Genomic DNA, 15,870 nt, shown 5'->3' on the forward strand with positions numbered 1-15,870 from the left:
AGGGGTCGGTTACGGGGTTAAGAAAGCAATTACCGGGCAACAATTAACTCAGCACCTTGGTCCTTCATTGCCTTAGCCAGAGAAGCGGATGGCGGGGCATCGGTCGCAACAGTGATGTTGGGCTTAAAAGGCGTTGTCAGGTGTAAAACCCGACGATCATGTTTACTGCTGTCCAAAACAAAAAAAGTGCGATCGGCGGACTCCATCATTCGGTGCTGGAAAGAGACGATGAATGAGTTGGTATTCCAAATACCTTGCTCAGTGATGCCCGCTCCACCGCAGATCGCCATGTCCGCATGGACTTGCCCGAGCGCCTGCTCGCAGGTCGGCCCATAGAGTATCCCCAGCCGCGCATAAACCGTGCCGCCGGTGACAATCGTTTCGCAAGAGCCTACTTCGCTAAACAGCGCCGCGACCGGTAAACTGTTGGTGATGATGACTAAGCGTTTTTCGGTGAGAAGCTTGGCGACCGCATAACTCGTCGTCCCACCGTCAATAATGACGGTCATCCCTGACTCAATTCGCGAAGCCACGCGCTCAGCGATACGGTATTTTTCCTCGGAATGGCGGTCATCTTGCGTGATAAAGTCATAGTCGCTCGAACCGGTGTCCTCATCCACCAAGCTCGCGCCGCCATGATGACGCCGGATGACGCCGCTGACTTCCAGCTCATTGAGCGCGCGTCGAACAGTCGACAAGCTAATGTCAAACTTGGTCCCTAAAGTATGCAAATCCGCATACTTGTGTTCACGGATAAATTTCTCGATTTCGTCGAGGCGTTGCTTGTTCGTCATGGGATTTTCGTTTTCCAAGCAAACTAGATGGCTCATAGACCAAAATCAACCAAAAGCTGGCAAAAGCTTCCAGCGGCACCGATGTCGGTGGAAAAAATTTGAAAGATGGCGATTCAAGCGGATGCCTCAGTGGCAAAATTGATCTCCGAAAGCGCCATCGCTGGCGATCATACGCCAACTGATCAACCCCGCCGCGACAAGCGCGAACCCGCATTGCACCCACCGTAAGACTTTAGGCGAGATCTTGCCTTGATAGCGGAAGTAGCCGCCTTGGGCCAGCGCGAGCAGCGGAATCGTCCCCAAGGCGAAACCCAGCCCAATCTCTGCCCCACGCACCAAGGAACCCGAAAACAGCGCCACCGTAAAAATCAGATAAAGCGGGCCACAGGGCAGCAGCGGAGTCACCGCACCTAAGCCAGCCCCAAGCAGCCAGCGCGGCAAATTGCGAACGCGACGGCTGAGCTTTTGAAAAAGCCCCCCCAATCTCTTTGGCTTGGGGAAATAACGATCCAAACGAAAGGCCACGGTTAGCATCATGGCGATCATCAGCCAAGGCAAGATACGGGCTGGCGCAGCACCAAAAGCCCCTAAAACCGGACTCCCGATGAGGCCCGCCAGTAGGCAAATCGTCATGTAACACAACGCACGGGTCAGGTGATAGCTGGCAGTTGCCCAGGCCAGCGAGCTTTCTGACTGCCCCAAAGGCAGTGTTGCACAGCCGATCGGTCCACACATGCCCACACAATGCGGACTGGTAATCAGGCCAGCAACAAAGGCGGCGGAAGCGCTATCGATCAGGGCGGCAGAAAGCATGACCCCAACGAGAATCTGAAAATCTCGCCTTCAGGCAATGGACAAATACAAAAGGCGGAACCTGCTACGCGACTTTGCGGACGGGATTGAACTTGGGCTTCGTTGGCTTGGGCTCTGTGACCACAGGGCTTTCCTCCTGATGTTTTGCCCTGCTTGTCATCAGTTGATCCAATCGCCGATGGAGCCTTATATTTACGCAGATGCTGGCGATCTTATTGTCTTTGAATCCGCCGATCTGTTCGGCGCAAAGTGCCAATTCGCGCACTAGGTCTGCGTAAACCATGACCACCTTGGTGGGTGCCAATCGTCGTACACGCCATATAGATCGCGCGACAACATCAGGAATCAACCCACAATACGTGCGGATGAAGTCCTCGTTGTCATCCGTTATAACGCAACGGATCTCCTGACCAAGCAGTTCCGAATATGATAAGCTGTTGATGTGTGGCGCATTCATAACTAGGGTCATTATGCCATTTATCGTCAAAATAACCTATCAGGTCTTCGATGTATTCATACCGATTTGATAACCCACTTACTCCCCAGGCCAAAAGGTTCTGTTTAGTAGGCAAATATTGGCGCCGATCAGCACAATTGCGTGAGCTTACGGTCAGGATGCTTGATTTCATTCAGCAAACGCCATTGCAGCCTTAAACCAATGCATACATCTGCAGTATCATCATCTTGGAAGGACCGGAAATCGACATAGCACTGGACCAGCTCATCCACCAGAGAAGCGTAATGCTCAGCGATTTCTAGATCGCTGGCATACTTCAGCCGCACTCTGAAACGGTTCAGCACCGACGGAATCAGCTGACAATATTTCCAGATGAAGGACTCATTGTCATCCGAAATCACTTCGCGAATGGCTCTCTTATAGTAAGACAGTATCGAAACATCTTCATTAGGTTCATACTGAGGTAAAATAGTCATAATACCAGTAAGAGACCCCCTGAACTAATTTATTCCCTAACGTCGATTTCCATAACAATGGGCGGATCTTCCGTAGGAGACGCGTTATCGATTAACACGCCCGACAAAGCATTGAGCAAGTAGCCCGTTGCCATAATCCCCAACGCGGTGATACCGAAAAACAGTGCGATCAGCGGCAGTTTCATTGTTCGCCGCAACATAATAGCCTCGGGCAAGCTCAACGCCGCCATCGCCATCATAAAGGATAACGCCGCCCCAAGTGGAATCCCCTTCTCGAAGAGCACCACCGCCACGGGCACAATCGCTGCGCAACTGCCATACATCGGCACTCCAAGCAGCGTCGCGATCGGCACCGAAAACACGCCCGTCTTCGCAATCAAGTCCTGTATCGCATCTTGCGGGACATAATTGTGGATGAAGGCACCAATGCCCACCCCGACCAGCACCCAAATCCAAATTTGCCGAATGACGCTAATGGCCTCATTGAAGCCAAAACGAACACGGCTCACGAAAGTAGTGAAAACGGCGGTTTTGGTCTCAACCGTCGAACCGAGAATGTCGTTTTCTAAATAACGCTCCAGCTTCATCCGCCCCAAGATGGCACCTGCGGCCACACCGATGATCAACCCCGTAACGACATACGCCACCGTGATTGGAACACCAAATTCGCCGATCATCAGAATCACCAGGTATTCATTGATAATGGGCGACGTGATCAGAAAAGAAAATGTCACCCCCAGTGGTGCACCAGCCTTGAGTAAGCTGATGAAAATCGGGATCGACGAGCACGAGCAAAATGGCGTCAGTGCACCGAAAATCGCCGCGACCATATTGCCCCAGAGCCCGCCTTGGCTCATCCACCGCTTCAACCGATCTTCAGGCAGCCAAGTCCGGATCACTCCAATTACAAAGATCATCACCGCCAGCAGCAGGAAGATCTTCAGCGAATCATAAATAAAAAAATGGATCGCCCCGACTAATCGGGATTCCGGGTCGAGGCCGATCCATTCGTAAATCAAGACATCGGTTAGCTTTAGCAGCATTTTCCGCCGTCTTTACTATCGGAGCAGCAACTGCTCTTAGCTTGGGCATCAGCCTTTGCCTTCATTTTATCGTCGAGCTTGCTAACGATGCGTTGGAAGACGCTCGGCTTTTCTGGTTTCGAAGCCTTTGCTTGGTCACTTGTTTTTTCCGTCGGCATGGTTGTATTGATTGGGTGTGATGAATCGCCAGCACAGTGCTGAATCAATTCCAACACATGCATATTCCCACATATGCATATACAGTCAAGCGTATTTTTCGCGTGCCATGATTAAATTCCGTAGCGCGACTTATAAACATGCCAGACATTGAGCAATGGCTGACGGGCGGGCGCTGGGAAACCCATGGAAAACTTAAGGGTCAATCCGCCGCGCTGCTTCACGCCATAAATCACCCCTGATTGCAATTCGCCCCGCTCAACTTTTTCCCGAACCGCAGCCAAAAACTCAGACGGTAACGGACACGGCGTACTGGTGTGCATGACGCCCCCACTGACCCCCACCGCAAAGACGGCACCAGAGAGCAATCGCTTCACCGTGAGGAGCAAATTCATCCCACTACGCTCGGAAGTTGCCTACAAAAAACACCCATTCTTCTAGGCTCCATTAGCAGCGCTCGGGGCCGGGGGATTTTTTGCATTCCAAAGCTTATTGTAGGCTTTGACATCTTCGATGAATTTATGCGGTAGCCTTTCCTTCAGGACGGCAAGCGAGGACTTGAGTCTGGACCGGCCCAGCAAAATAGTGTCAGCGCTGGCGTTGCCCCGGATGTAAACCTCCAGATGCTCGGCACCTTCTTTAGCCTCGACCCCGTAGCCAATGAACTCAGAGCGTGGGTAGATCTTCAACCCGTTATGGAGAAATACGATCCATCGTTCTGAGCAAAAGATGGGATCGTCATCCCAGAACGTTGTGTCAGCCGCCATGTCGGCCTCGATCCCCCGCACGACAGTCATGGGGCTGATGCCCGACTTGGCCAGTCGGCGAATGTACGGATGCTTCTCCGGGTTTGGCCCGCGAATGAGTTGCCCCACTAAGAGAATTAATGATACGACAAAGGCCACCATCGCTACCAACAGAAATAGATTCGGGCTCAAGGCATAATTCACATAACCATCCAGCATCACGGGGTAGAGCGCTGGCGTCTCAGCAGCCTGCTCCTTAAAGTCATCTGGAATATCAGTAAGGCGCCCCGATACATGATCCCCCTCAAAATCACTGTCCACATAGACCAGCAACATGCGCGTGCCCACCGGACAAACGAGGTAGGAGCCCAGCTCCGCACCAGTATCGACCGCACCATCTTTGCCCAGCGCCAGATTTTTTGAGCCAACCTTTAGAAACGGAGCATCCGCCTCCACATACTGCACTGCTCCCGGATTACTCAGGTCAACCCTGCCCAGCGAATAAGGCCCCGTTGCCATGTTGTAGAAATACTTCCAGTTGAAGGCAAAAATCACCAGACATGCCGCCAAGACGTATAAAGTAGTGCTGCGAGTCGCGCGCAAGTCGTCGCTCGCTTTTTCGATAATGATATGGGCCATGCAAGTAGGTGGTTATCGGCTGTGTTTTTCGCGAATATTGTCATGAACGAAGCCCTCCAAGCCGTCAATCACTTGATTCTCTACGAACAAGCAATAACCAGAGCCAATGACCGCTATTTTTTACCACCTAAAGCCATTAAATAACATCGATCAGTCCATAATCAGAAAAAAACCTACCCAACCCAGCCAACTGAACCAGTGGAGCCAACCAAGCCAATGGAGTCATTGTCAGATGAGACGATACGTGGTATGATTGATGTTCATTCAGAAAATCGTCCGATTAGTCGGCATTGCCTAACTGACGTCTCACCGACGCCGAGCGGGCTTTTTGTTCTTTGATTCATTTTTTTCACTTTCTCCATCTCCCCCCCCCCCCCCCCCCCCCCCCGACGGCTCAGCGTTTCAAAAAAACGCCCCGGACGTAATTCACATCCGGGGCGTGTTGAAGAGTTAAAGCCTGGGTTTAAGGCACCGTAGCATTGACCGTGATTGGCACCGAGAAGCCATTTTCCAGCTTAACGAGGATGGTTGCCTCTAGACGATCACCCGAGCTCAGACCCGCAGTCAGCAGGGTGAAGGTCAAGGTCTTCGTACTACTAGAGGAGAGAGTGCCAGTGGCTGGAGTCACACTCAACCAGTCAACGGTGTCATTCATCCGGATCACGTAATCCAACGAACCGCCAAGCGCACCAGTCGTCAGCACGACATCCACTGGTGTGGTCGCACCACCAGCAACACCAGTAAGCTGGACGAAGTATTTATCTGCGGTGATCGCAATCGGACGAATCGGAAACAGCGAACTGTCGCCATACTCAATCGCACCTTGATCTGGATTGTCCCCCGCATAAATATCGGCGAAGTTGAACATCGCCAGACCGTCGTCAATGCCAGCAGAGCCACTGGCCAAACGAAAGTCGCCGACTGCCTCATTTACAAAGGTCGGAGCATCGTCGAGCGTGCCATTAGCTTCCATTGCAATGCCGCCATACCCAGCTTGTGTCGCCGCGTAGACCACATGCGCACTGGATAGACCAGCCGAGGAGAGGTTGTCGTAGTCGAAGCTATTCCACGGATCCTGCACGATGTCGGCAATTGGCCGGTCGTAGTTACTATGTGAGGTAAGGCAGCGAATGATGTTGTTGCGGCTCATCCCTAGGAAGAGTTTGCGCGGTGTGTCACCATCATCCCCAAAGCCAACACCCGTCAGGCCATTGCCTCGTGCATTAATGGTGTTGTTGAAGAAGAAGCTCTTACCTTTTGAATAGGTCGGCCCCCCCCCCAGCTTCACCACGGCATAACAGCTATCACGATCATCACCCGAGTTGAAAAGAAGGTTTTGATAGACATAGGACGGACCCACACTACATGGAGCCAAACTCAGGCCGACGAAGCAGCTCTCAATCCGGTTTCCGAAGTAACGGGTATTCATTTGACCGCCATCCATCTCCGTCCCGTCGTCATTAGCGAAGGCCAGCATGTTGCCATAGACATCGGTGTCGCGGTAGAAAGAGCCGTATTGGCTGTTATTGTTTTCACCTTCAATGACATCGTTCCAGCGAATTTCGTCACTTCCGATCATGTCATTATAGCGGACCACGAAGTTGCCCTTCATAATCTTGGCATAAGTACCTGAGACATTCTGCACATAGATCGCACTGGGGCCCATCGGGTGCTTGTTACCTTCCCAATTGTTCGCCATCGCCCGGGGATCGTGCATATAGCAGCGTTCCACAGTAACACGCGAACTCTGGTAAAGGTGGACTGCGGCATCCTTGTTGATCGCCTTCTTCTTACCCGCATTTTTGTCGGCCAAGGTCTCATAATAATAGACCCCTCCCTGATAATTAGGCTCACGCGCCCAACCAGACATTTCGCAATTAACCAAGCGAATATTGTCCGACATAAGCACCTGAACGGCATGGCGACGTCCGCCCACAATGTCGATGTTCTCTAGGATAAGATAGCTGCTGTTCTTGATCAGCACGGCAATATTCTTGGCATAACCGCCATCAATATCGCTTGAACCTGTGCCAGTGATTTTGATCCATCCGTCAGGCTCACCATGAAGGTCTTCAATCAACAACTGGCCGCTGGAGTAAAGGCTCGCCACGGTAATGGTCTCGGCAATGGGAGGTGTCGAGGACCAAGTCGTCACTGCCGATCCAGCTTCTTCCAGAACAGTCCCGTTTGCTTCGAGAACCACCTGAATTTCGTAATCGGTATCTTCTTCAAGGCCGACTACACTGCCACGGTATTCACCGCGAGTATCGTCATAGACCGGCTCAAAAGCTTCGTTCCATATCGTTTCCCCCGCCGCACGATAGTAGATGTGAGCGACCTCATCGCTCACCTGCGCCTCACGGCTTACATATACGCTCACCGACTGATAAGTTGGCACCGTACGGACAGGCAGGTTTTGCGATTCATAAACATGAACCTCATCCAAGAAGAGCTTGCTGCTCGGGTTGTCCTTCGGCATCGAAATGCCGATCTTGATGTAAACTGTGCCTGTAGGCGCGAGTTCATAGGGACTGGAAAATTTCCGATATGGCATAGTGCCCTCAATATCGAAAATTGTGCTCGTGCCACCCAATCTAGTCGTGCCGTCAGCCGCATAGAACCCGATGTTCATCGTCGGGCTAACCACGATGTTATCAATGGATGCTAAAACAGACAGCGAGTAATATTTACCCTCAGTGGCCGGAATCAAGTCGTGGTCATATGACTTGTAAAAGCTAGCGCCATTAAACTTCCCAGCCTGCGCCCCGACAGCGACGGCCGTTGTTTCCACAATTACACCGCCATTCCAATCTGACACACCGCCTTCGAAGCCGGCATCAGGCGTAATACTCGTCAATTGCTGGTTAATGAATGAGGGTGAAACAAGCCCCGTGGCGTCCGTTGTTATCAGCACGTCGTCCAGATAAGACATGCCGGTTCCCGGCTGAGCTGCTGCGAAATAAAACCGTGCAGTCGTCGCACCTGAAGGAGGGTAGATACCATCCGCATAATAGACAGTGTAGGGATTGGTGCCCGTCAGTGTAAGAAAATGATCGGTGCTCATTTGCGTACCGCTGCTATCATAATAGCGCATTTGGATCAGCCCACTAGAAGTCGCGGAATCAGAGGCTGCCGCGAAAGATAAGGCATACTCCTTGGCTGGGTCACAGGAGAATTCATACCAGGACTGTTTCCAGAATGTTCCATGTGTGATGGCTGAGGCATTGTTGCCCTCATAAGCATCTGCTCCGGTAACGAGACTCGCGTGTCCCTTATACCAACCGGAATGACCATTCTCGAATCCGCCATTGGAGTTCACCGTCACAGCCTTATGTGCGAAAATATCGAAGTAAAGTTCGTCGAAATAGGCAACACCGTACGTCGATGTGCTTTTACCAACATATAGTTGCAAGCTGGCGTAATCGGTATCGACCGGCACAAGCACGCCACCACTGTCGCAAGACGTATAGCTCGTAGTTCCGGAAACTCCTCCAGCCCCAACAGTCGAAATCTCTTGATCACTGGCGTCATAAAATTTCACACGAATGCCAGCGCCACCCATCACGATGTCTTCGCACTTCACATAGCCACCGAAAGAAACAATCTGGCCAGGCTCACAATCAATATATTGTATGATCTGTTTGAAGTAAAAAGTCTGATTAATGCGACCAGACTGGGTTCCGGCGTAGACCTCAGTGGTCTCTAAAGAAATCCCAGGCCAATTCGAAGTGCCACCTTCAAAGCCGGGATTAACTAATACATCGACGGCGGAGCATACCACCGGAGATAACAACACACAACAAGCAACCGCCATCAGGCGACGTGGTATCATTTGATTCATGATCAACTAGGGTTAACAATGGTGACGCCTTACAGGGGAGTAGCGCCAAGTTACGAGAAGTCCCACAAGTGGGATACATGGCTGATCAAATATGATATTCTGACTAAGTCAAACTAAATACTATCTTATACAGTCGCATCTGAGGATTTCATAATTATTTCACCATCCTGAATTAGTCAGAGACAAAGCGAATTAAAATGACCGCAGCTACAAGTTGCCAATCACTGGGAGCAGGGCGAACTTACCAATGACAAAAGCTCAATCAGAAATTTGGGTATGGCTCACCAGGATGAACGTTACGCCACATATTCCTCAAATGCACACCGTCATCTATTGTAAGACTTCGATAAAACAACGTACGTTCGCGCTGGGCCGCTTCTTCATCCGGCGCAACTAGTTGGTTAAACTCTTCAACAGCCAATGTGCGATCTAGGGCACGTGATCTATCGATACTCGATAGCAATTCTTCGAACCAATATCCCTTCACACCAATCCTTGGTGTATTAAAATGCGATGACATTTCTTCATTAAAATCTTCGTATGTGATATCGCCAGTCATCACTAGCTTCGACTGACCATCCCATTTGCTGCGAACAGAGGCCCTCATCCCCCCAGGACTAAAGCTATATGTGGCCGGAAATCCTTCAGTGATGGGCATAAAATCGACCATCATTTCAGCTGGTTTTCCACCGACAACGGCTGGTAGCCAATTCGCCTGTTGGTTGAACGACTCGTTCACCGGTTGCGACGAAATATACATAAGAAAATCCAAGGCCCAATCAAAATTCGGGCTCTGCTTATTGATGCCCATTGGAACACCAGCCTTGAAGTTGGCCTCCGATTCACGATATGGAATGTACTTCGCCCAACGCTCCCCTTCTACTGGTAAGGGTGCCGGTGTCAAAATGACTTCGAAGCGATCTTCTTCACGATCACGGCTAGCAACACCTTTAAAAATGCCCGAGGCATCCCAACCACCAGATGAAATAATCGCTGCATTACCAAGCACAAAACGTCTCTGAGCTTGTTCACGGTCTAATCCCAAATAGCCCATCGGAAAGAAATCGGAAATCGTTCGCGCAAAATTATAAAACTCGCGAATCTCGGGGGAATTGAAACTCCATACACCAAGATCCCAGCCTGATATTGCTTCCAAGCCAGACATCTGCGTAATGCCATCAATATCTAACTCGTCACTATAGTGAGAGAAAAATGCGGGTTGATAGAGATTGGCTAGGTTACTAACAAAATAGTTGCTCCCGGAAATAGCTGCGAGATATTTGAGATCCTGCTCCACCGCCATTTCCTGAATAGCATTACAATAGAGTAAGAACTGCCCCAATGTTTCAGGAGGCTGATCATTCGCCAACCAATCGCGCAGGCGCTGATTATCAGGCAAATAGCCGAATGTTTGGCCTCCTTCTTCACGGATCCACATATCCTGCAACCATTCGGGCTGGGGAGATAAGGATATGTTATGCCGCAAAAACGCTTTCCCATCCTTAAGTATAGTACCGTTATAGAAAAGGCGCAGTTTACCAAAGTTACTCACTGGCACGGAATAATAATCGCTCAAGTCGTCATTCCAACCGCCCTCCATACCGTCCATGAATGTATCTTTCCAAGGAGATTTAGCGAGGTAATCGCGCAAGTCAGCATCGAGTTCCGGCGAAGTAAATTCCTTAGCGTTGTAGGGATTAGGCTTCCCTACATACTCTCCCAATGCAGTAAAGAACCGAGCGACCCCGCTCCCCTGAATCAGTTGTGTTTTCCCTGTAACAGCAATATCTGGCGCAGTGCCACTAATCAAGTGCACGTTCATGAACTGACTATAAACGCGCTCAGTGATCGGCGTTTGCATCACCGTCACATTGGCCTCTTTTACACGCGGTAAAGCATTGTAATCATCAATCACCTTACCCAGCGCCTCTCTGTAACCAGGTTCTAATTGCCAATGGGCGACACGAATAATCCGCTGACCATTCTCTCCGCCATCACCCAAGGTACGTTGAAGCACAAAGAATCTTACGGCGCTTGCCAAATACGCGGCCAGCAACAGACCAAGTGCGATATAATTCCAGTTAATTTTCTTTTTTTTCTCCATGGCCTCACCAAGTTTTTATAACGGGTATCTCTACAGCTTCATCCGGATGGCTGCTCGCGTAATCCTTCAGATGATCACGCGCCATTGTACCATAGATGCTGCGTGGATGATCATTGATGATTCGCTGCCAAAGCTTTACCGCGAGCGCATCCTTGCTTAATTGAGCGGCCCACATCGACATTCCCCAAAGATAAACATCTGCGCGCGATGCGTTTGCCATACCGATTTCGTCCGCCTTCAAATAGCAATCCAATGCAGTCGAGATATCATTTAAATAATAGGCATAAAGATCACCAGAATACTGATATGCCACTGCCGCCCAAGGGTCAACGGGGTCTTTTTCAATCTGCGCTGCAATAATAACCAAGCCTTGCTGAATAGACTCAGGGGTCAGTAACTGCACATAGCTCTGTGCGAGGCGCAGGCTTGCTTGGTAACCAGCTTTCCCTGTCGGGTGCTCCTTTTGGACAGACTCGTAGAGGGCGCGTGCTTGTTCTAAATCAGTAACACCGTCACCGTCGGAAGAGCTAACTTCTTTAATGCGCGCCAAGGCCATTGTTGAAAGTGTCTTATAGCCATCATTTGCATCAGAGTTAAGTATTTCCCTAAACAAATCTACCGCAATTTTGGTTTTCTCTGGATCGGGCGGTGTGGCGTGCCAACACGAAATCGCATAGGCGAATGTAATTTCCTCCCAGCGTGGATTCGTTTGGGGTAACTCTGGCTGGATGCGAGAAAGAGATTTATATGCAGATGTAAAATCGAATATGCGGAGCGCAGCCAACCCCTCGTCGGCAACAACCTCGATCTGATCATCATTTACTTTGGACGGGGCACACCCAAACAAAGTTAAAAGGCTCATGACGAGCGCAAAGGCAAAGAGATGAAAACTGCGACTCATAGAAATAAATGCAGAGGTGTGGGGTTCATATTGCAAGCAGTGTTTTAAATTGATTTAGCTCGTGATAGTAACTTTGGCATAACCTGAACAAGGCGTCACGATTGTCACGATCCCCGAGATGCCATCCATTACTCTTGTTGATAGAAGTATTCCGCAGCAATCGTAAACTGTAATCTTGGCATTCTTCGTTGAGTTACCGAATGCGGCATGAATTACGCCCATCTCCGTGGCGTTCACGAGGGTTGCCGAACGTTCCTTCAGCGGTGGCAGTGTCATGATGCAATCTTCCTGATACACAACGGCGCAAAGTTCGGTGTCATTTTCAGCGATAACGACCGGATAGAGACACAGTGGGTTGAGCGGCGTTAGCTTGCCATGCATCAATAGGTCTTTCCGTTCGAGCCAGAAACGTAGATAAAAAGCCAGCATACGCTGATGCGCCTCGCCAATAGCATCCTTCTCAACCGAGATTTGCGGGACAGAAAACAGGATTGCCCATAGTTGTAATGCCGCGCGCTCAACGGATTCACCTGCATTCCACATCACCATGTCGGAATGCACGGCGGTATTGCCGGACAAAAGCCGTAAATCAATCGTTCGGACTCGATTGCTCAACGCGTCGTTGGGGCAGTCTTGTGCACGGAAAATATTACCATATTTCCGCATAGCTGGCCCGATATAGCGTTGGCGAAACTCAATCAGCACGTCGGGATTCAACGTGCGCAGCTCCGCCATGATATCAGTAAAGAGCCGGTCCGTCGCAGCCGGCACAGATACCATGTCAGCTTCCTCTGAATCACTTTTTACGGCAACTTCAGCTGTAAATTGATCCACGAAGTCCAACTTGAGCCCGTCTAGGCCCCATTCGCCAATCGCGCGACGGTAGCAATCAATCAGCATGCCGCGCACAGACGGAAAACGCGGGTCCAGGCAATCGGCATTGCGATGCGGCTTAGGTAAAACACGGTCTCGAAAACACTGCCATGCCTCGCTTTTGTTTCCGACATAGGGAACCGAATACCACAGGAGATATCGCATATCCAGCGCTTTGATGCGCGCCACATGAGCGGTAAAATCAGGAAACTTCGATTCCGCAATTTCCCAGTCACCACAATAGGCGTAGCCCTTGTTGCTGTCGTCGGTCTGCCAGCCGTCGTCAAGAATCAGCGTCCGGCAACCCAGATCGCGCGACCAAGCGCAATTTGCCTCAATCCCCTCTTCGCTAAGTTCCTGATGAAAGCTATACCATGAGGAATAAACAGGATCGTAAGCCGCCTCCGGGACGGGCGCTGGCCGATATTCATCCATGCCTGCCCACCAATCGCTAACCCCAGCCAAAGCCTCATTATACGCGATTGCACGCTCATCAATACGCAGGATGAAGGAATACTTATCCATCTCGGGCCAAGGCGCATCGAACAGGACCAGTGTGCATTTGAAGGCAGCGACATCTTCTTCCACCTGCACGCGGATTCCGACTGGGTTTATGGCATCCGACAGGGCAAAGGTGTGGCGGTTCTCACCACTGCCAGAATACAGCGCATACACAGGTGCGCCAAGCGTGGCGTAATTGTTGATCGTTTGTACCCAACCAGAGCTTAGTGAGCGGTCGCTGCCAATGGTGGGATGCCATTTTCCAGCAATATCAACCAGCGGGATGAGCCACTCCAGCACAATGGGGCTTGGTGCCTGTCTTTGTGCAAACTGAATACGTATATCGTATTCCTTAAGCCCCGGTGCGCATGTCTTCACCACGCTACTCGCGGTAAATTCCTGTTCCGCATCAACCGAACGGATCGTGGCCGATGGGATGAAAAACGGGCTAAAGGGGGGGGGGGAGGAAACACTGACCATAGCGCTTCATTCATTATTCAGCCTCTGACTAAGTCAACAACAATTCATGGATGGCTTGTGAGAGCGGCAAAGCTTTTAAGAGGTCAATTAGCCCGCGACAGTGCTGCTAAGGTCCATTGATATTCGGCTATCAATTGTTCGTCCACATTGGAACGGTGCAGGTCGGCAGGGAGAACGTCCCAAGTGTAAGTTTCCATCTCCAGGTGGTGACAAGCTGCTGGGTGACGCGCTAACCAGTCCAAGGCCCCTTCCAGGTGGTCACGGGTTGACTGCAAAGGTACCGCGGGTTCGTCACTCAGGGGAATATGAAAATGCACGCGCCATTCTTCGCCAAGCTCGTCACCGCGCTGGGCGGCAGCCAAGGCCTCGGGCAGGTCAATAATGCGGCGAAGTTCGGTGCCTTGTTTGACGATAACCTGGTGCAGGTACGTTTCGTCCGCAAACGGCGTGAGCGCTTGCCAGGCATCATTCCGCGGGTCGAGCTTGAGCGCGGAGCTCAGGTGCAGTTTGCTTAAGCGGATGCCAGCCCGCGAAAGGCGGTCCAAGGCCATGGCGGGTTCTTCATATTCCACCGCAAGGTGGCAGGTATCGTAATTAACGCCGACAAAGGGCCGAAGCCAATCGCCGTGGCTATCAACGAGTGCGTCAAAAAAGTCTACAGTCTCGGGCGTGGTCTCGAAGAGGCCAAGGGGCTCCGGCTCCAAGCCAAGATGCAGGTCCTTGCCCGTTCGATCCACCAGATCGGCGATGTGACGCCCGCAATTTGTGACATTGCGCCGCAAGGCCCGGATAGCCTCTGGTGTGAGATCAAAGCGCTTGAACGAGCCAGGCAAGGTGCTAACACTGCCCTCTAAGATATCGGCTGGTAGCAACTCGGCCAAGATGTCGAACAGGCGATTGGTATAATCGAGGCGCTCCGGCGTCGTCCAATCTGGCCGGTAAACATTCTCCTTCACTCGCGTCCCGTGAAAATCGCCGTAGGGGAAACCGTTGATCGTGAAAACATAGCAATCCGCACCGTCGAGCCAGCGGCGAAAGGCTTGCATCGCGGTGGCGTCGAGTTGCTGCGCAGCTTGGGCGCTCAGGCGCAGGCCAATGCCAAATCGCTCATCCGGCGCGACGCGTTGCTTGATTACGGGGATATGCGTTTGCAGCTGGCGAAAAGTATCCTCCCACGTCTCCGCCGGATGGATATTCGTGCAATAACCGAGATGCCTGTCGCCACGTAGCTGCATGACTAGGATTCGACGCGAAACTTCTCACACTGACGGAGAAAGCGGCAGGGGTTTGCGAAGAGGAAATCGTCTAGGTCCTGTTCGGAAAACCCGCGGGCGCGCAGTTCCAAGGCCAGCCGCGGCACCGCGAGTGGATCACTCGGCCCCCAGTCGCAAGCGGAGTTCGCCCAGAGACGTTCACGTCCATGGATTTCCAGAATATCCGCCGCGCGCTCAGGCGTGCATTTGGAAATCGGATAAAGCGTAATGCCTGCCCAAAAACCCGCATCGAGCACCTCGCGCACGGTGTGCTCCTCGACATGGTCAATGATCACGCACTCGGGGCGAATCCGTGGATTATTTTGCAATGCTGAAAGAATCAAACGTGTGCCCTTCAGTTTATCTTCGAGATGCGGCGTGTGGACGAGGATTAGCTGTTCATGCTGCACCGCTAAATCGATATGCTCCTCAAGAATCGCAAGCTCGTTGCGGGTGTTTTTGTTAAGGCCGATTTCGCCGATTCCCAAGACATTTTCCGCCGCCAAAAATTCTGGAATCAATTGCATGACCTCACGTGCGAATCCAGGGTCTTCGGCTTCCTTCGGGTTAATGCAAAGCCAGCAATAATGAGGCAGGTGATACTTCGCCGCCCGACGCGGCTCGTACTCGGTGAGCTGCTTGAAATAGTCGTAGAAGCCCTGCGGTGATGAGCGGTCAAAGCCCGCCCAGAAAGCCGGTTCGCAAACCGCACGACAGCCCGCCATGACAAGACGTTCGTAGTCGTCCGTCACTCGGCTGACCATGTGCGCGTGTGGTTCGATATAACGCATGA

14 protein-coding genes are annotated in these 15,870 nt (G+C 51.4%); all 14 read right to left on the minus strand.

Annotated elements, in window-relative coordinates; all coding sequences use genetic code 11:
* Positions 1-29 precede the first annotated feature (29 nt).
* The gene (locus IE065_RS08790; protein ID WP_200163366.1) at positions 30-830 is read right to left on the minus strand and encodes a DeoR/GlpR family DNA-binding transcription regulator; all 801 of its coding nucleotides are present in this window, start codon (positions 828-830) and stop codon (positions 30-32) included.
* A 90-nt stretch (positions 831-920) separates the two neighbouring features.
* Positions 921-1,607, minus strand: a complete 687-nt coding sequence (locus IE065_RS08795) for a sulfite exporter TauE/SafE family protein (protein WP_189514101.1) — start codon at positions 1,605-1,607, stop codon at positions 921-923.
* Positions 1,608-1,671: 64 nt separating this feature from the next.
* Positions 1,672-2,064 carry a hypothetical protein gene (locus IE065_RS08800; RefSeq protein WP_189514104.1) on the minus strand — a complete coding sequence of 131 codons (393 nt, stop codon included), beginning with the start codon at positions 2,062-2,064 and terminating at the stop codon, positions 1,672-1,674.
* A gap of 128 nt (positions 2,065-2,192) precedes the next feature.
* Entirely contained in the window at positions 2,193-2,540 is a 348-nt protein-coding gene (locus tag IE065_RS08805; protein ID WP_189514107.1) for a hypothetical protein, read from the minus strand.
* A gap of 29 nt (positions 2,541-2,569) precedes the next feature.
* Positions 2,570-3,583 (minus strand): permease, encoded by a 1,014-nt coding sequence (locus tag IE065_RS08810; protein ID WP_189514110.1) that lies wholly within the window; start codon positions 3,581-3,583, stop codon positions 2,570-2,572.
* A complete protein-coding gene (locus IE065_RS08815; RefSeq protein WP_189514114.1) occupies positions 3,574-3,741 on the minus strand; it encodes a hypothetical protein in 168 nt (55 codons plus the stop codon). Before IE065_RS08815 ends, IE065_RS08810 begins: the two co-directional genes overlap by 10 nt.
* A 111-nt stretch (positions 3,742-3,852) precedes the next feature.
* The gene (locus IE065_RS08820) at positions 3,853-4,134 is read right to left on the minus strand and encodes a DUF3634 family protein (protein WP_189514117.1); all 282 of its coding nucleotides are present in this window, start codon (positions 4,132-4,134) and stop codon (positions 3,853-3,855) included.
* A gap of 42 nt (positions 4,135-4,176) precedes the next feature.
* A complete protein-coding gene (locus IE065_RS08825; protein WP_189514120.1) occupies positions 4,177-5,124 on the minus strand; it encodes a hypothetical protein in 948 nt (315 codons plus the stop codon).
* 463 nt (positions 5,125-5,587) lie between these two features.
* Entirely contained in the window at positions 5,588-8,965 is a 3,378-nt protein-coding gene (locus IE065_RS08830; protein WP_189514123.1) for a hypothetical protein, read from the minus strand.
* Positions 8,966-9,227: 262 nt separating this feature from the next.
* Positions 9,228-11,069 carry a type 2 periplasmic-binding domain-containing protein gene (locus tag IE065_RS08835; RefSeq protein ID WP_189514125.1) on the minus strand — a complete coding sequence of 614 codons (1,842 nt, stop codon included), beginning with the start codon at positions 11,067-11,069 and terminating at the stop codon, positions 9,228-9,230.
* A 4-nt stretch (positions 11,070-11,073) separates the two neighbouring features.
* Positions 11,074-11,970, minus strand: coding sequence for a tetratricopeptide repeat protein (locus IE065_RS08840; protein WP_189514127.1), 897 nt, complete (start codon positions 11,968-11,970; stop codon positions 11,074-11,076).
* Positions 11,971-12,024: 54 nt separating this feature from the next.
* Positions 12,025-13,824: a glycoside hydrolase family 36 protein gene (locus tag IE065_RS08845; protein WP_189514130.1), complete on the minus strand. Its 1,800-nt coding sequence runs from the start codon at positions 13,822-13,824 to the stop codon at positions 12,025-12,027.
* An 83-nt stretch (positions 13,825-13,907) separates the two neighbouring features.
* A complete protein-coding gene (gene eboE, locus IE065_RS08850) occupies positions 13,908-15,059 on the minus strand; it encodes a metabolite traffic protein EboE (protein WP_189514132.1) in 1,152 nt (383 codons plus the stop codon).
* A 2-nt stretch (positions 15,060-15,061) separates the two neighbouring features.
* On the minus strand, positions 15,062-15,868 hold the full coding sequence (locus IE065_RS08855) for a TatD family hydrolase (RefSeq protein ID WP_189514134.1): 807 nt from the start codon (positions 15,866-15,868) through the stop codon (positions 15,062-15,064).
* Positions 15,869-15,870: the final 2 nt, after the last annotated feature.

Source organism: Cerasicoccus arenae, assembly GCF_014651635.1.
Classification (GTDB): Bacteria; Verrucomicrobiota; Verrucomicrobiia; order Opitutales; family Cerasicoccaceae; genus Cerasicoccus; species Cerasicoccus arenae.